Genomic DNA, 16,526 nt, shown 5'->3' on the forward strand with positions numbered 1-16,526 from the left:
GGTGCGGCGTGGGTGGCGGCCGCGTTGGGCGTCAACTACCTCTTCGAACGGCGCAGCCTGACGCTGTTCGCCATCAACGCCAGCTACAACATCGTGACGTTCACGGCCATGGGGGCGATCATCGGCGCCTTGCAGTAGCGGCGGCCTGCATCAGGCGCGCTTCAGCAGCAGGTCCCCTTTAGCAGCAGGCGCCGTAAACTCACTGCGTTCAGCGCACCTCGAGGATGAGCGCCAGCAGCCGTGCGGCGGCGGGACGGGCAGCGTGTTCCTCGTTCCACTGTGCCCTGGCCACAGCCTTGCTGACGGCCTGCGTGGTGATGCCGAGTTCCTGGGCCACCGCTTTCTGCTGTCCGCGGACGCCGGGGGTCATGAGGTCCAGGACGCGCCATTCTGCCCCGGATCTGTCCCGCACAATATGGCCCAAAAGCCGCAGCACGGACTCAGCTTCGTAGGCGATGTCCGCCAGCGGTCCTTCCACGGCAATCGGGATGCGTTCCTTGCTGTTCCGGAGCCGGTCCACCGCGCGCCGGGCATAGATCAGGCCGTGGCCGGAGGCATCCTTGATCTGGTTGGGAAGCGGCTCGTTGACCGGCCCGACGCCGAGACCCACGTACCAGGAGCCGCAGCGCAGGGCGATCAGGGCAGCCTCCACGGCCTGGTGAGGGCAGTCCACAATGCCCTGGACTTCATCCTCCACAGAACGGTCGAAATCCAGGCGCGCGGGTATGTGCCGCAGGTCCTTCAGCAGCTGAGGGACGCGGTCGCCGTCGCGCCGGCTGTCGGTCTGGTTGATGGTCAACGTGAACATGTGAAACACAGACTACCGGTTAGTAGTTGGCCCAAGGCAAGTCGGCGAGGAGTCCCTCAGGGGCAGGGTTGTGCAGCGTACCGATAGGTGTTGCGATGGAGGCTCAGCTGCCGACGGCGGCGCGCAGCTACGTGAGGATGGTCATGGCCGGCAGCATGGGGCAGGACAATTTGGGGCAAGAAGCACTGGGCCTTGTGGACCGTTGGTGGCGGGCCGCGAACTACCTTTCCGTGGGGCAGATCTACCTGCGCTCAAATCCGCTGCTGCGGGAGCCCCTGGCTGCGGACCACACCAAATCCAGGCTCCTGGGCCACTGGGGCACCACTCCCGGGCTGAACTTTGTCTATGCACACCTGAACCGCGTGATCCGCCGGGACTCGCAGGAAATGCTCTTCGTGGCCGGCCCGGGCCACGGCGGTCCTGCTGTTGTGGCGAACGCCTGGCTAGAGGGGACGTACTCGGAAATCTACGGCCAGGTGGGCCCCGACGAGGCAGGAATGGCCGAACTCTTCCGCCAGTTTTCCTACCCCGGCGGCATTCCCAGCCACGCGGCGCCGGAGACCCCGGGTTCCATCAGCGAAGGCGGCGAACTCGGGTACGCGCTGGCCCACGCCTACGGATCCGTGTTCGACAATCCCCAGCTGATCACCGCCGTCGTGATCGGCGACGGCGAGGCCGAAACGGGGCCGCTCGCGGCGAGCTGGCACTCGCACAACTTCCTGGATCCGGCCGCAGATGGTGCCGTCCTGCCCATCCTGCACCTGAACGGCTACAAGATCGCCAACCCCACCATCCTGGCGCGCATGCCGCAGGAACAACTTGAGCAGTTACTGCGCGGTTACGGTCACGAACCGTATTTCGTGACCGTCCAGGACCCGGACAACACGGAGCAGGCGCACCGGGACTTCGCGGCTGCCGTCGATAGCTGCCTGGCCGGGATCCGCGCCATCCAGGACTCCCGCCGGGCCGGGGCGGACAGGACGGGCGGGGAAGCGGACGACGGCGGCACTGCAGCCGGTGCCCCAGGAAACGGCGCTGCGCCGCACTGGCCGATGATTGTGCTGCGCTCGCCCAAGGGCTGGACGGGACCGCGGATAGTGGACGGGCTCCAGGTGGAGGGCACCTGGCGGAGCCACCAGGTCCCGCTGGCGGAAGTCCGCACCAACAGCGCACACCTGAAACAGCTGGAGGAGTGGCTGAAGTCCTACCGTCCGGAGGAGCTGTTCGACGCCGATGGCCGGCTCCTGCCCGACGTGGCCACGAATGCGCCCACCGGGAACCTCCGGATGAGCGCCACCGCGCACGCCAATGGCGGACTCCTTCGCACACCGCTGAAGCTGCCCGCCTACGCCGCCCACGCCGTCGACGTTTCGGAGCCGGGAACCGAACGGATCAGCCCCATGATCACCCTGGGCTCGTGGATGCGGGACGTCATTTCGCTGAACATGGAGAACTTCCGGCTTTTCGGTCCGGATGAGACGGCATCCAACCGGCTTCAGGCCGTCTACGAAGTCACCGACAAGGTCTGGCAGTACCGGATTGACGACGTCGACGAGCACCTGGCGCGTTCGGGCCGGGTTCTGGAAGTGCTCAGCGAACACCTGTGCCAGGGCTGGCTGGAAGGGTACCTCCTGTCCGGCCGGCACGGGGTGTTCAGCTGTTACGAGGCCTTCGTCCACATCGTGGATTCCATGTTCAACCAGCACGCCAAGTGGCTCAAGGTCCACCGCAAGCTCCCGTGGCGCCAGCCCGTGGCGTCGCTGAACTACCTGCTCTCGTCCCATGTGTGGCAGCAGGATCACAACGGGTTTTCACACCAGGATCCCGGCTTCATCGATCACGCGGTGAACAAAAAAGCCGAGGTCATCCGGGTGTACCTGCCGCCGGACGTGAACACGCTGCTCTCGGTCATGGAGCACTGCCTGGTATCCACCGATTACGTGAACATTGTGGTCAGCGGCAAGCAGCCTTCGCCCACCTGGCTGGGCCCGGCCGACGCGGCGAACCACTGCCGGCGGGGGCTGGGCATCTGGGAATTCGCCGGGTCGGAGGTGCCGGGGGAGGACCCCGACGTTGTCCTGGCGTGTGCCGGGGATGTGCCCACGGTGGAAACGGTGGCCGCGGCCGAGCTGCTGCAGCGGGGTGTCCCGGGGCTGAAGGTGCGGGTGGTCAACGTGGTTGACCTGATGCGGCTCCAGGACGTGAGTGAGCACCCGCACGGCCTTCCGGCGTCGGACTTTGACGGCATCTTTACCCAGGACAAACCCATCATCTTCGCGTACCACGGCTATCCGTCGCTGATCCACCGGCTGGCCTACCGCCGCACCAACCAGGAAGGCCTGCACGTGCGCGGCTACAAGGAGGAGGGAACCACCACCACGCCGTTCGACATGGCCATGCTCAACGGGATCGACCGCTTCCAGCTGGCCATCGACGCCATTGACCGCGTACCTGGTCTGGCCGAAAAGCACTCGCTGCTGCGGCAGGACCTTCAGGACCGGCGGATCCAGGCCCGCGAACACACCCGCACGCACGGCGAGGACCCGGAGGAGATCCGGAACTGGGTGCTCAAAGCCTCATAGGGCTTACATCGAGCGGTACTTTATCGCTCCTGGAATCCCGCCCGTCTCACCTAACGCGTCGCCGCGGGCAAAGCCGGCCCACAGCCGGCGCATCTCACGCCCCACGGCGTCGATCTCAGCCCAGGTTGCGCCCTTGAGGAGCCCGGCGGCGGCCCAGGTCTGCTGGTTTCCGAAGAGCAGCGGCAAATCAACAGTGTGCGCGGCGCGGTAATAGTTTCCCGGCGCACCCCAGGACAGGACGTAGCTGTAGGCCTTGCCTCCCGCGCGGGCGTGGCGGCGGGCAAACTTGCGGGCGGATCGGCCGTAGACAGCCTCCGTCACCGCCCAATTAATGGCCCGCACGGCAACGTCACCCAGCACCGGGACCTTGCCCAGCCTGCTGACCACTGGACTCCGGGGCAGGAACAGCCGGGCCTCGTCGGAGGTGTGCCCGATCAGCACTTCGATGCCCGGGGCCGTGGCGTTCCAGGCGGCCTCAACGCGTGATTCCGGCGGCAGCGGGGCGTGCCCGTACTGGGTGCCGAACGGCATGGCTGCCATCAGGCCGTATTTCCGGGCCACCTGCGACACATGGTCTTCGATGTCCACAACGTCCAGCATCGGGGTGTCTTCCGTGACGGCTTCGGCCGCAATGCCCATGGCACGGCTCATCTTGTGCCGGCCGCGGGTGATCCCCAGCGGTGCACTCTGGATGATGGCCCGCTGGAACAGTGACGGCGCTTCGGGAGTCGCCATGAGGTGGGCTACGGAGTCGCCGCCTGCCGACTGCCCGAACGCGGTGACGCGCCCCGCGTCGCCGCCGAAAGCCGCGATGTTGCGCTGCACCCACCGGAACGCTTCCAGCTGGTCCAGCAGGCCGAGGTTCGCGGGCCGGCCGGTGCCGGTAGCCAAATACCCGAACAGGCCGAGCCTGTATGTCACGGACACCACAATGACCCGGTTCTCGGACACCAGGGACTTGGCGTCAAAAATCGCCAGGTCGCCGGAGCCGGACGTGTAGGAGCCGCCGTGCAGCCACACCATGACCGGGACCTGCTCGCCGTCCGTAAGCCCGGCCGGGACGGTGATCGAGAGGCGCTGGCAGTCTTCACTTCCTGGGAGTTCGCCGTAGCGCGTACCCAGGACGTCGTCAAGGAATGGTACAGGGCCCTGCGGGCACGCCGGTGCGAGAGTAGTGGCGGCAAAGCCGGCAGTCCAGTCGGGCGCGGTCACCGGAGGCTGAAAACGGCCCGCGGTGGCGTAGGGGATGCCGGTGGCGCGAACCACCGCACCGTCCCGCCACCCGGTGATCGGACCGCACGGCGGTTCAAAATACGGGGGACTAAACGAAGGCTCGGAACTCACCCTCCACCTTAAACCACAACGCGGGGTCACTTCCTGCCCAATTCCGGTGGTGGAATGGGCGGGAAGTGACCCCGCGTTGTTGAGACCGTGCGGACTAGTGCGCTGCCGGCACGTAGCGCTTGATGGAGGCTTCCAGCTCGGCCTCGGCGGCGGCGCGGTCGCCCCAGCCCTCAGCCTTGACCCACTTGCCCGGCTCCAGGTCCTTGTAGCGGGTGAAGAAGTGCTCGATTTCCTTGATCAGGAATTCGCTGACGTCGCTGATTTCCTGGATGTGGTCAAAACGGGCGTCAACCGGGACGCACAGGACCTTGGCGTCTCCGCCGCCGTCGTCGGTCATGTTGAAAACGCCGATGGGGCGGGACTCAACGATGACGCCGGGGTGCAGATCGAAGTCCTGCAGGAGCACCAGTGCGTCCAGCGGGTCGCCGTCCTCGCCCAGGGTGTTCTCGAAGAAACCGTAGTGCGTGGGGTACTGCATGGAGGTGAAGAGGACGCGGTCCAGGCGGACGCGGCCGGTCTCGTGGTCAACTTCGTACTTGACGCGAGATCCCTTGGGGATCTCGATGGTCACGTCATGCTTCATGGAATGCTCCTCGGCAATTGCAGGGGGTGCGCGGCACAGCAGACGCCCGGCAAAAGGAGCGTCGGTGCCGCCGACTACTATTGAGGATATAGCGAGAGGCCCGGGTTTCAGGAACTGGCGGGGACATTTCAGGACTTGAGGACCAATAGCAGCATGAAGGAAACATCGCGTCCCGCAGGGTTAAGGGCGGTATTCCGGCACACCCTCCGGCGCGGGCTGCGAGCCTGGCCCACCGCGCTGCTTCTGGCCGTGATCGTTATGCTGGCCCTCCCCGCCGCATGGCTGGTTGCCCCTGCTTTCGTCAGCCCGCCTCCTGCGGCGACACCCGAAGTGCCCGCCTGGCAGCAGGCCCCCACCGCGCTTTCCGCAAGAATGGGCCTTTCTCCGCTCACGGAGTCGGCGCCCGTGCCGCTGCCCTCCGCGGTCGCCGCTCAATTGGACGAATTGTTAAAGCCCGACGGCGACGGCAGCTTCACGGGGCTGGTCCAGGATGCGCTCACGGGCCAGGTCCTGTTTGACCGCGGCGGTTCGGAGAGCCGGATACCCGCCTCCAATATGAAGCTGCTCACTGCCGTGGCCGCCCTCCGGGCGATCGGGCCGGATCACCGTTTCAGCACCAAGGTCCTGGCCGGGCCCGCTGCCAATCAGGTGGTGCTCACCGCCGGCGGCGACGTCCTCCTGGGCGCCGGGGAATCCGCTCCCAACCAGGTGATGGGCCACGCCGGACTCGCCACCCTCGCCACCGCTACCGTGAACGCGCTCCAAACCGCAGGAACAACCGGCGAGCTGACGGTCCTGGTGGACGACACCCTGTTCACCGGCCCAGCACTGAACCCCGCCTGGGCAGACGGGGACGTTGCCGCGGGCGAGGTTGCCCCGCTGTATCCGCTTGCGCTGAACTCGGCGCGCCTTGACCCGGCCGTGACCACCGGCCCCCGCCCGCAAGACTCAGCAATCACCGCCGCCGAGGCGTTTGCCGCGCAGCTCAAGACGGCGGGTGCCGCTGCGGGACTCACGGTAGCGGCCGGCGTCGGACGTTACACCGCACCCTCGGGCGATGCGCCCCCAGCAGAAGAGCCGGCGGTCCTTGCCGAGGTCCAGTCCGCCACGATCGGCCAGCAGGTGGACCTCATGCTGCAGACCTCGGACAACTACCTTGCGGAGGTGCTGGGTCGGATGGCCTCGGCGGCTGCGGGTGAGCCCGCCAGCAACGACGGCGCCACCGGAGCAGTCCGCGCACAGCTCGCGGATTTGGGCATCCCTACGGACACCATGCGGCTCTCGGACGTGTCCGGGCTGGCGCTGGCCAACCAGGTCTCTGCCCGCCAGTTCGCGGAAGTGGTGCGTGCCATCACCAGCGGGACCGACACCCGTTTGCGGGCCGCGCTGGATGGATTTCCGGTCGCGGGGCTGACCGGAACACTGGACACCCGCTACGTCGATGGCTCCACGGCTCGCGGCGCCGGCCTGGTGCGGGCCAAGACCGGGACCCTGAATTCAGTCATCGCTCTCAGCGGCTACGTGGTGGACGCCGATGGCCGGCTACTGGTCTTCTCCTTCATCGGCAACGACCTGAAGCCTGGGGCCGCCGGGAACAGGGAAGCCCTGGACCGGGCCGCCACGGCGCTCGCCGCCTGCGGCTGCCGCTAACCTGTTCCTACCGTAACCGGGTACCTACCGAAACCGCTGCCCTGCCGCCCAATAGCGGCACCCGGGCAAAAGCGTTCGTGCGCGTCCTGACCGCTGTTATGCGGGCAAGCTCTTTTAGGAGCACATACTTGCGGCGCGGCGGGCGGAAAAACAGGTACCGGCTACTCGTGACACTTGACGGAGGCCAGCCCTAGGCTCAACCACACGCGGACTCCGTGTGTTCGGCTACGCAAAGAACATCCGCCGTCGAAACGTCATGAAGGGGGAGGCTGGTGTCCATTTCCGATCAAATTCCGTGATGCCGCCCCGACCCACTCCCGCCAGGACGCGGAATGGCATGACCTTGTGCTCGAGACCGCGCGTTCGGCGGCTCGTCGCGCCCCATAGAGGGCGTCTTCGGATCGCCCCGGACCCGGCGCGGTTTCGACAGCGCTGCCCCTCGATGAGCTCCGAAACGGGGCGCCCGTGGCAGTTGCTGAAAGCAATACATTCCGACAGCGAAGGCCACAATCATGTTCCAGCCAAGCAGGCGACTATTAGCCCTCAGTTCCGCTTTCACGCTGCTCCTGACGATGTCGACTGTGGCGTCGTGCGCGGCGCCGGATGCCGGGCAGGCGCAGCCCAACTCCACCGGTACTTCGGAGCCGGCATCGCCGTCAGGGTCAGCGACAGCGACGTCGCAGGCGCCAGAGCTGTGCGGGCCAGGGTCTGCGCTCAACTTCGACAAGACCGCCTTCCAAGGCTCTCCGACGATCGACAACAAGTGGTTTCCGCTAAAGCCAGGCACAACGTACACCACCACCGGCACGGTCGCCGCTGAAGATGACACCACCGAGCGGACGGTTACACACACCGTAACCGGCCTGACCAAGGTCATTGACGGTGTGAAAACCCTGGTGATGTGGGACCGCGATTACCAGGACGGGGCTCTGGTTGAATCGGAGCTGGCCTTCTTTGCCCAGGATAACGCTGGAGCGGTTTGGCTCTTTGGTGAGTATCCCGAGGAGTTCGAAAACGACAAATTTGTTGGGGCGCCCAATACTTTCATCCACGGGATTTCGGGGAGCCAAGCCGGAATTGCAATGCAAGCGCAGCCACGGACCGGCACGCCGGAGTATGTGCAGGCTCACGCGGCTTCAGTGGGTTTCCTCGATTGCGCGCGTGCCTATGAGGACAACGTAGCGCTGTGCGTCCCCACCGACTGCTACGAAGGCGTGCTGGTGATTGATGAGCACAATCCGCTGGAACCGGATGTAGGCCACCAGCGTAAGTTCTATTCAGCCGGCACTGGGCTGGTAAGGGTGACAGCCGAGGGTGGCGTGAAACAGGAAACCCTGGACCTTGAAAAAATCGAACAGCTCTCCGACGCCCAACTGGCCGACGTCAATGAACAAGCACTTGAGCTCGACGAGCACGGATATGAGGTCAGTAAGGACGTGTACGCCAAGACGGCTCCTGCCGAAGTTGCCACCAAGACTCCGTGACGCGAGTGAAGGACGGCGCAACCGGCCGATTTCTGAAACGAACCACAGGCGCAGGACACCGGATGCCCCGAGCCGTTCGCCGGTCAGCGAACTTAAGGACCATCCGCCGTTCGCTGTGATGTGATGGGGACTATGGAGTCCACTGCGCGTGATTCGTCAGCCCCGGCATCATCCAGCCCGGCCCAGGCCCTGATCAACTGGGACCTGGCCGCGTCCACGGCGGCCCGGTTGGCCTCGGCGGGGCCAACCCTCAACTCGGCGGAAATCGGCGAAGCCGTGGACAGCCTGCGCCGCCTCGCGGACGCCTCCGTCCCGCACGTCCACGAAATCACGGGCCTCGAAGCCGCACGGGACCTCCGCGACTCCTCTGTCCTGGTGGTGGACCGGGCCAGCTGGGCCAAGGCAAACACACAGAGCTTCGCCGTGATGCTCAAACCCGCAATGGATAAAATGCTCGAAAGCCGCCGCGGCAACGTCAGCCCGGCGGCGGCCAGCGTCAGCGGCGCCATCACGGGCAGCCAGCTCGGCGCTGTCCTGGCGTTCCTGTCCAGCAAGGTTCTGGGCCAGTACGATCCCTTCGCCGCGTTGGCCGAAGGTTCCAAAGCGCCCGCCGCCGGCCGCCTGCTCCTAGTGGCGCCCAACATCGTGGCTGTGGAGCGCGAGCTCAACGTCGCACCGGACGATTTCAGGCTCTGGGTCTGCCTGCACGAACAGACTCACCGGGTGCAGTTCGCGGCTGCGCCCTGGCTCCGCCACCACATGCTTTCCGAGATCGACAACCTCAGCGGGCACCTGCTGGGCAACGTTGATTCGCTGATGGAGCGTGCCTCCGCCGCCGCGCGTTCCCTCAAGGACCGGACCGCCACCGGCAATACTCCCGGCCGCGGCGCCATCCTGGACCTGCTGCAGAACCCCGAGGAAAAGGCGTCACTGTCCCACCTGACGGCCGTGATGAGCCTGCTGGAGGGCCACGCCAACGTTGTGATGGACGCCGTCGACGCCAGCATCGTCCCTTCCGTCAGGACCATCCGGCAGCGCTTCACCGACCGCGGCAAGGACCGCGGCGTGATGGAGAAATTCATCCGCAGCCTCCTGGGCCTGGACGCCAAGATGCGCCAGTATTCCGACGGTGCCAAGTTTGTCCGCGCTGTAGTGGACGTGGCCGGGATGGAGGGCTTTAACCGGGTGTGGGAATCCGCGGACAACCTCCCGACTGAGCCCGAAATCCACGACGCCAAGCTGTGGGTTGACCGGATGGGCCTGTAGGTGCCGCACGCCCCAAACGTGCCGGACGCCCCAAAAGTGCCGGAAGCCCGCTCGGCTTCAAGCGGACGACGACGGCCTGGCCGGCTCGCGCCCGTCGTCGGCAAGGCGCGCAAAATGGTCCAGAACGCCCTGGCGGACGCCGGCTATCCGCCGAAGGTGCTGGTGGCCTGCAGCGGTGGCCCGGATTCGCTGGCCCTCGCGGCGGTGGCAGCCTATTTTGCCCGCCGCGGCCACGTTGACGGGCACCCCTTGACGGTCGGCGCCGTCGTGGTTGACCACCAGCTGCAGGAGGGCTCGGCCCAGGTGGCCGCGGCCACGGTCCAGACACTGAAGGAACTGGGTCTTTCCCCGGTGGACCTCCGGACCGTCACCGTCGCCAGCACCGGGATGGGCCCGGAGGCCGCCGCCCGGGATGCCCGCCATGCAGCGTTGGAGGCTGCGGCCCAGGAGCACGGAGCAGCGGCCATCCTGCTCGGCCACACCCTGGACGACCAGGCCGAACAGGTCCTGCTGGGTCTTGCCCGCGGCTCCGGCACGCGCTCGCTGGCCGGCATGCGGCCTGCCCGCGGCCTGTTGCTGCGGCCGTTCCTGGGCCTGCGCCGCGCGGATACCCTGGAGATCTGCGACGTCGAGGAGCTTGAGCCCTGGCACGATCCCAGCAATGCGGACCCGTCGTTTGCCCGCTCCCGGACCCGGGTGGAAGTACTGCCGATGCTCGAGGAAAAACTCGGGCCAGGCGTGGCGGAATCTCTGGCCCGGACGGCGTCCATCCTGCAGTTGGACGCCGACTATCTGGAGGACGTGGCAGATCGCACATTTGCGGCCTTGGCCGAGCGTTCCGGACCGGAAGTCAGCCTCTCCGAGGAGGCTTTGGGGGAACTTTCCCCGGCCATCAGGTTCCGGGTCATCGCCAAGGCAGCGGCCGACGTCGGGGGTCAACAGCCCAGCTACCAGCGCCTTCTGGCAGCGGAAGCGCTGCTGCGCCGGCAGGGTTCTGCCGGTCCCGTGGAGCTGCCTGGCGGGGTGAGCGTGTACCGGCTATCCCTCGCCGAGCTGGCCCAGCGGGACGCGGCGGAAACGCGGCCAGGGACCCCGGACTGGCCCGACGGCGGCGCCCCCGTTCCCCGTGAAGCGGCCCGCTGTGGGAAGCTAGTATTCCGGCCTCAAAAACCGCCCCAAGAATAGTCGCACCCCGCATCTACACAGGAGCCATTGGTGGATTCAAACGACGTCCAGGCAGATCTCAAGCACGTTCTCTACACCAAGGAACAGATCCAACAGCGGATCGCTGAGCTCGCTGCGCAGATCGACAAGGACTACGAAGGCCGCGAAATCCTTCTGGTCGGTGTACTCAAGGGCGCTGTGATGGTTATGGCCGACCTCGCCCGCGCGCTCCACAGCCACGTTTCGATGGACTGGATGGCAGTGTCCTCCTACGGCTCCGGCACCCAGTCCTCGGGTGTTGTCCGGATCCTTAAGGACCTGGACACGGACCTGATGGGCAAGGACGTCCTGATCGTCGAAGACATCATTGACTCCGGCCTGACCCTGTCCTGGCTCAAGACCAACCTGGAATCCCGCGGCACCGCTTCCGTGGAGATCTGCACCGCCTTCCGCAAGCCCACGGCCGCCAAGGTTGAGATCGACGTCAAGTACGTCGGCTACGACATCCCCAACGAGTTCGTGGTGGGCTACGGCCTGGACTACGCCGAGAAGTACCGCAACCTGGACTTCGTGGGCACGCTCGCCCCGCACGTTTACGAGTAAAGACTCACACACGGCAATGCCGGCGGCGGCCTCTTCGGAGGCCGCCGCCGGCATTTAAGCTGCCGAACCCACAGGGCCGGACCTTAGGGTGTCGCCCGGAATGAGTGCGGCCTGTCGCTGGTGCCCGTGAACGATGCGCAAGCGGTGCCAAAATTTGCCAAAGCCGCCCAAATATGCCAAAACGATTTATCAGCAGCCGCGCATTACTGTAGGCCCGCCCGGTCACCGCCGTCAACAGGCAAAAACGTCACACAATGTGACCCTTGACACTTGCCTCAAGAGAGGCCTACATTGATGCCAAGTCGTTTTGGCAAAACGATTTTTCACCCCACAGACCGTCTCGCCATTCCGATCGAGAGAAAGTGAGTCGACAGCGATGTCCACTCGAAAGACAATCAACAGGTTCGCCACCATCGGCGGCCTCTGCACCGCCGTCGCACTTGCGGCCACCGGGTGCGGCGCTGGGGGCCCGACCAACTCGGGTAGCGCCGCCAGCACCGTCAACGTCCTGGTGGAGGCCGGCGGCCACGCCGAGCTGACAGGCGTGGCCGAGCAGTGCAAGAAAGACGCGGGAATCGACGTCAACTTCGTCGAACTGCCCTATGACGGCATGTTCAACCGGCTCTCCAGCGAGTTCTCCTCCGGCAACGTCTCCTTCGACGTCGCTGCACTGGACTCCGTGTGGCTGCCCAGCTTCAAGGACGCCGTCCAGCCCATCGACGAACTCTTCACCGACGAGGCCAAGAAGGACATCTTCCCGGCCCTCGTCAAGGAAGCCAACGTGGACGGCCACTTCATCGGCATGCCCGCCTGGACCAACGCCGAAATCATCCTCTTCCGCACGGATCTCTTTGAAGACGCCGCGAACAAGAACGGCTTCAAGGCAAAGTACGGCTACGACCTCGCGGCTCCCACCACCTGGCAGCAGTACAAGGACATCTCCGAGTTCTTCACCAAGGACGGCATGTACGGAACCGACGTCAAGGGCGGCGTCGAGACCGAATGGCTGGCACACGTCCTCCAGGCCGGTTCCCCGATGGTCCTGGATGAAAACAACAACGTGGTCATCGACAACGCGGCCCACAAGGAAGCACTGGACTTCTACACCAGCCTGACCAGCTATGCGCCTCCGGGTGCCGCGCAGGTGGACTGGGCCGCGGCCCAGAACCTGTTCAACCAGGGCAAGACCGCCATGACCCGCTTCTGGGCGCACGCCTACCGCCAGATCCCCAAGGATGCACCGGTTGCCGGCAAGGTGGGCGCGGCTCCGATGATCGGCGGCAGCGCCGGCGTGGCAGGCGTCCCGGGTCCCTGGTACCTCACGGTCCCCAAGGCCACCAAGAACGCGGACAACGCCAAGAAGTTCGTCAAGTGCGCCTACGACTACAACAGCCTGGGCATCGAGTCCAGCCTGGGCCTCGCCTCGCGCATCTCGGCCTTCGAGAAGTACCAGGACAAGTCCGGGTACGAGAGCTTCGGCCCGTTGATCACAACACTCAACGGCAAGGCCACGGACACCCGGCCGGCAACTGAAAAGTGGCAGCAGATCGTGGACACCGTACTGGTGCCGCTCCTGCAGAAAGCCGTGGCCGGCGGGGACTCCACGGCCCTCCTGGCTGACGCCAAGAAGCAGATCCAGGACCTCCTCAAGTAAGACTCCGCGGCCGGCACCTGCCCAACCGGTGCCGGCCGCGGCCCCAACAAACAGAAGAGAAAACCGTGCGCATCTCCGATCGCCGCTTCGCAGTGTTGCTGATGGCCCCGGCGGCTTTGTTCCTCGCCATCTTCGTTGCCTACCCGCTGTTCCGCCTGGTGGCCGACAGCTTCTTCAAAATCTCCCCCATCGCCGGCGGCCCCCGCGACTTCGTGGGCCTGGACAACTACTTCCGGGCCTTCGCTTCCGAGGCGTTTATGGGCGCCGGCTGGCGGACCCTCGCCTACACCCTGGTGGTGGTCACCCTCGAATTTGCCCTCGGGCTGGGCATGGCACTGCTCTTCACGATGCTGGGCCGCAACTCCCAGATCTGGCGGACCGTGTTCCTGTACCCGCTCATGATTGCGCCGATCGTGGCAGGCCTGCTGTGGAAGTTCCTCATGATCGACAACTTCGGCCTGATCGGGACCCTCATGCACCAGGCCGGGCTGCTGGCCAACCCCAACCAGATCGGCTGGTTGTCCGACCCCAACATCGTGCTGTTCTCGGTGGCCATCCCGGACATCTGGCTCACCACGTCGTTTATGTGCCTGGTGCTGTTTGCCGGGCTGCAGAACATCCCCGGTGACCTGATCGAAGCGGCCCGCCTGGACGGAGCACGTGCGCCGGCCATGCTGTTCCGCATCATCCTTCCACTCCTGCGGCCTGTCATCGCCGTCGCGCTGGTGGTCCGCGGCATCGACGCGGCACGGGCCTTCGACACCATCCTTATCCAGACCAACGGCGGCCCCCAGTCCGCCTCCGAAACCATGAGCCTGCTGATTTACCGCACCATGATCCGCTTCGGCGATCCCGGGCTGGCGAGCGCCATGGGCACCATGTACCTGCTGGCCATGCTCGCCGTCGCCTTCTTCGCCGTTTCCACCATCTGGCGGCCAGGAAAGGACAACTGATGAGCCTCGCAGACCCCCGCCTTCAAGGTCCAGCCGCAACGGAGACCACCATGCCAACCTCAACAGTGACTTCCCCACCCAGCACCACGGCGTCGAACGGCAACGGCGCGCGCCGCCGTCGCTACCACGCTGAGGGACTTGAGGCAGGCAAGCGCAGCACCAGGACGCTGCTCTGGATCCTCCTCGCGGCGGCCATGATCTTCTACGGCTTCCCGTTCCTCTACCTGCTCTTCACGTCCTTCAAGACGCCGATCGACACCATCGCAGTCCCGCCCACCATCCTGCCCAGGGAATGGACGCTGGAGAACTACACCAACGCCCTGGGACGCAGCGGGGTGCTGGCCTCGTTCATCAACAGCGCGCAGACGGCCATTATCAGCACCGTCCTGTCTCTCGTGCTGGCCGTTCCCGCCGCGTACGGCATCACCCGCTACAAGACACCCAGCGGCCGCGTGTTCATCATGGCCGCCCTGGTCACCCGTATGGTCCCGCCGGTGGCCATCGGCATCCCGCTCGCATCGATGATGTCCTCCGTGGGACTCGCTGACACCCCCATCGCCCTGTCCATCGCCCACACCACCATCTCGCTGCCGCTGTCCATCTGGCTGATGTCCAGCTTCTTCGAAGCCGTGCCGCAGGACCTGGAGGAAGCGGCCACCGTGGACGGCTGCAGCAGGCTCGGCGCCCTGTGGCGTGTGGTCATCCCGGTGGTGTCCGGCGGCATCGCGGTCACGGCGATCTTCGCCTTCCTCGCCTCCTGGAACGAGTTCCTGTTCGCCCTCCTGATGACCGCCGTCCGGTCCCAGACCACCCCTGTGGTCATCGCAAACTTCCAGACCCAGTTCGGCCTCGACTGGGGATCCATGACGGCGCTCGCTGCCGTCTACTCCATCCCCGTCATCCTTCTTACGCTTCTCTTGCAGCGCAAGATCGTCGCAGGCATGACGCTCGGCGCCGTCAAGGGCTGAGAAACCACAACACAAAGGGAAGAACCTGTGTCAAGCAACAACTGCTACGACGTGACTACGTGGCCCGTCGGCAATCCGTCCGAGGACGTCGGTGAAGTAATCAACAGCATCATCGCTGACATCAAGGACCGGCAGACCGTTACCGATGCGAACAATGGCGGAAAGCCAGGCGCGGTGATCTACATTCCGCCCGGGGACTACCACCTTCGTACGCAGGTGGTGATCGACGTCAGCTTCCTCAGGATCCATGGCTCGGGACACGGCTTTACGTCGTCGAGCATCCGGTTCAACGTTCCCGAAGACGAATGGCCCGACTTGCATGAGCTGTGGCCCGGAGGAAGTCGCATTATCGTCGACATTCCCCTCGGGGGCGACGGGGAGGAATCCAAGGGAGCCGCCTTTTACGTTGAGCGAAGCGGGAGCCCGCGGATCAGCTCGGTCGAGTTCTCCAACTTCTGCATCGACGGGTTGCACTTCAACTCGGACGGCTCGGGGATGCCTCCGGAGAACACCTACGTCAACGGCAAGACCGGTATCTATGTCGCGAACGCCAATGACTCATTCCGCGTAACCGGCATGGGGTTCGTCTACCTTGAGAACGCTCTCACTATCTACAACGCGGACGCGCTTTCCATTCACGACAACTTCATCGCTGAATGCGGAAGCTGCATCGAGCTGCGCGGGTGGGGACAGGCATCAAAGATCACCGACAACCTGGTGGGAGCGGGCTTCAAAGGCCACTCGATCTACGCCCAGAACCATGGTGGGCTCCTGATCACCGCGAACAACATCTTCCCCCGTGGTGCGAGCAGCGTCCATCTCGACGGCGTCACGCGTTCAAGCGTCACCAACAACCGTTTGCATTCGTTCTACCCCGGGATGGTGGTTCTCGCAGCGAACAGTTCGGAGAACCTCGTGGCCACGAATCACTTCCTGCGTGACCATGAGCCCTGGACGCCCTTCCTGGGAGTCGACAACGGCCTGGACGACCTCTACGGACTTCTCTGTGTCAGCGGTAGCAACAACTCTGTCGTCGGCAACCACTTCTCCGAGATCATCGACTCACAGAGCATCCGGCCGACAGGTGCGACGCCTGTCATCATCCGGCTGATGGCGGGGGTTGGCAACTTCGTCTCCAACAACCACGTGGTGGCGCTGGACGTTCACTCCAAGTCAAGTGACTCCTGCTTCTCGGCTCAGGTGGACGCTCTGCTGACGACCGAGGCATCGGACGGCCTCGCCGTTACGGCCGTGATGGTCGATTCCGAATCAGCTCGGAATACGATCCTTGATTCCGGAAGTGATGCCCAAGTCATCGCAGATAGGGCTTTCAACGCCTTGAGGGCCACACCCACGGTCGGTTTCCAGGCGGCACCTGCACTTGTGGCCCAGTAACCCGTTCAGGCTACGGCCACGTCAGGGAAACGATTACTCGTCTGTAGCCTTACTGGAACAGCACCAACACCA

At 65.1% G+C, this 16,526-nt stretch carries 14 protein-coding genes; 11 read left to right on the plus strand and 3 right to left on the minus strand.

The window, feature by feature from the left end; translation table 11 throughout:
* The first annotated feature begins 12 nt into the window (after positions 1–12).
* A complete protein-coding gene (locus tag ASG77_RS22685) occupies positions 13–138 on the plus strand; it encodes a DUF1761 family protein (protein ID WP_235564625.1) in 126 nt (41 codons plus the stop codon).
* A gap of 70 nt (positions 139–208) precedes the next feature.
* On the opposite strand, the gene ASG77_RS17010 is transcribed toward ASG77_RS22685, so the two are convergent.
* A complete protein-coding gene (locus ASG77_RS17010) occupies positions 209–808 on the minus strand; it encodes a hypothetical protein (RefSeq protein ID WP_056347683.1) in 600 nt (199 codons plus the stop codon).
* 143 nt (positions 809–951) lie between these two features.
* Between ASG77_RS17010 and ASG77_RS17015 the strand changes: the two genes are divergently transcribed.
* Complete coding sequence (locus tag ASG77_RS17015; protein ID WP_056347974.1) at positions 952–3,390, plus strand: phosphoketolase family protein; 2,439 nt, start codon at positions 952–954, stop codon at positions 3,388–3,390.
* 3 nt (positions 3,391–3,393) lie between these two features.
* Here ASG77_RS17015 and ASG77_RS17020 read toward each other — a convergent pair whose 3' ends face one another.
* Both ASG77_RS17020 and ASG77_RS17025 read right to left on the minus strand, forming a co-directional pair.
* Complete coding sequence (locus ASG77_RS17020; protein ID WP_056347685.1) at positions 3,394–4,734, minus strand: carboxylesterase family protein; 1,341 nt, start codon at positions 4,732–4,734, stop codon at positions 3,394–3,396.
* A 94-nt stretch (positions 4,735–4,828) separates the two neighbouring features.
* On the minus strand, positions 4,829–5,317 hold the full coding sequence (locus ASG77_RS17025) for an inorganic diphosphatase (RefSeq protein ID WP_056347687.1): 489 nt from the start codon (positions 5,315–5,317) through the stop codon (positions 4,829–4,831).
* 153 nt (positions 5,318–5,470) lie between these two features.
* Between ASG77_RS17025 and dacB the strand changes: the two genes are divergently transcribed.
* From dacB to ASG77_RS17070, 9 genes are all read left to right on the plus strand, one after another.
* Positions 5,471–6,967 carry a D-alanyl-D-alanine carboxypeptidase/D-alanyl-D-alanine endopeptidase gene (gene dacB / locus ASG77_RS17030; RefSeq protein ID WP_082576122.1) on the plus strand — a complete coding sequence of 499 codons (1,497 nt, stop codon included), beginning with the start codon at positions 5,471–5,473 and terminating at the stop codon, positions 6,965–6,967.
* Between the two features lie 512 nt (positions 6,968–7,479).
* Positions 7,480–8,451, plus strand: a complete 972-nt coding sequence (locus ASG77_RS17035; RefSeq protein ID WP_082576123.1) for a hypothetical protein — start codon at positions 7,480–7,482, stop codon at positions 8,449–8,451.
* A gap of 132 nt (positions 8,452–8,583) precedes the next feature.
* Positions 8,584–9,717 (plus strand): zinc-dependent metalloprotease, encoded by a 1,134-nt coding sequence (locus ASG77_RS17040; protein WP_056347689.1) that lies wholly within the window; start codon positions 8,584–8,586, stop codon positions 9,715–9,717.
* Positions 9,718–9,831: 114 nt separating this feature from the next.
* Entirely contained in the window at positions 9,832–10,902 is a 1,071-nt protein-coding gene (gene tilS, locus ASG77_RS17045; protein WP_056347691.1) for a tRNA lysidine(34) synthetase TilS, read from the plus strand.
* Positions 10,903–10,932: 30 nt separating this feature from the next.
* A complete protein-coding gene (hpt, locus tag ASG77_RS17050; RefSeq protein ID WP_056347981.1) occupies positions 10,933–11,484 on the plus strand; it encodes a hypoxanthine phosphoribosyltransferase in 552 nt (183 codons plus the stop codon).
* A 376-nt stretch (positions 11,485–11,860) separates the two neighbouring features.
* Entirely contained in the window at positions 11,861–13,138 is a 1,278-nt protein-coding gene (locus tag ASG77_RS17055) for an ABC transporter substrate-binding protein (protein ID WP_056347693.1), read from the plus strand.
* Positions 13,139–13,203: 65 nt separating this feature from the next.
* On the plus strand, positions 13,204–14,091 hold the full coding sequence (locus ASG77_RS17060) for a carbohydrate ABC transporter permease (RefSeq protein ID WP_056347695.1): 888 nt from the start codon (positions 13,204–13,206) through the stop codon (positions 14,089–14,091).
* Between the two features lie 50 nt (positions 14,092–14,141).
* The gene (locus tag ASG77_RS17065; RefSeq protein WP_200950794.1) at positions 14,142–15,059 is read left to right on the plus strand and encodes a carbohydrate ABC transporter permease; all 918 of its coding nucleotides are present in this window, start codon (positions 14,142–14,144) and stop codon (positions 15,057–15,059) included.
* Between the two features lie 27 nt (positions 15,060–15,086).
* On the plus strand, positions 15,087–16,454 hold the full coding sequence (locus ASG77_RS17070; RefSeq protein ID WP_056347699.1) for a right-handed parallel beta-helix repeat-containing protein: 1,368 nt from the start codon (positions 15,087–15,089) through the stop codon (positions 16,452–16,454).
* Positions 16,455–16,526 lie beyond the last annotated feature (72 nt).

Origin of the sequence: Arthrobacter sp. Soil762, from assembly GCF_001428335.1 — a bacterium.
GTDB lineage: Bacteria > Actinomycetota > Actinomycetes > Actinomycetales > Micrococcaceae > Arthrobacter.

Excerpts from the sequence above, each read along its gene's own strand:
- ASG77_RS17010 (WP_056347683.1), bottom strand. The coding sequence starts at position 808 with ATGTTCACGTTGACCATCAACCAGACCGACAGCCGGCGCGACGGCGAC.
- ASG77_RS17015 (WP_056347974.1), top strand. The coding sequence starts at position 952 with ATGGCCGGCAGCATGGGGCAGGACAATTTGGGGCAAGAAGCACTGGGC.
- ASG77_RS17025 (WP_056347687.1), bottom strand. The coding sequence starts at position 5,317 with ATGAAGCATGACGTGACCATCGAGATCCCCAAGGGATCTCGCGTCAAG.
- dacB (WP_082576122.1), top strand. The coding sequence starts at position 5,471 with ATGAAGGAAACATCGCGTCCCGCAGGGTTAAGGGCGGTATTCCGGCAC.
- ASG77_RS17035 (WP_082576123.1), top strand. The coding sequence starts at position 7,480 with ATGTTCCAGCCAAGCAGGCGACTATTAGCCCTCAGTTCCGCTTTCACG.
- ASG77_RS17040 (WP_056347689.1), top strand. The coding sequence starts at position 8,584 with ATGGAGTCCACTGCGCGTGATTCGTCAGCCCCGGCATCATCCAGCCCG.
- tilS (WP_056347691.1), top strand. The coding sequence starts at position 9,832 with ATGGTCCAGAACGCCCTGGCGGACGCCGGCTATCCGCCGAAGGTGCTG.
- ASG77_RS17055 (WP_056347693.1), top strand. The coding sequence starts at position 11,861 with ATGTCCACTCGAAAGACAATCAACAGGTTCGCCACCATCGGCGGCCTC.
- ASG77_RS17065 (WP_200950794.1), top strand. The coding sequence starts at position 14,142 with ATGCCAACCTCAACAGTGACTTCCCCACCCAGCACCACGGCGTCGAAC.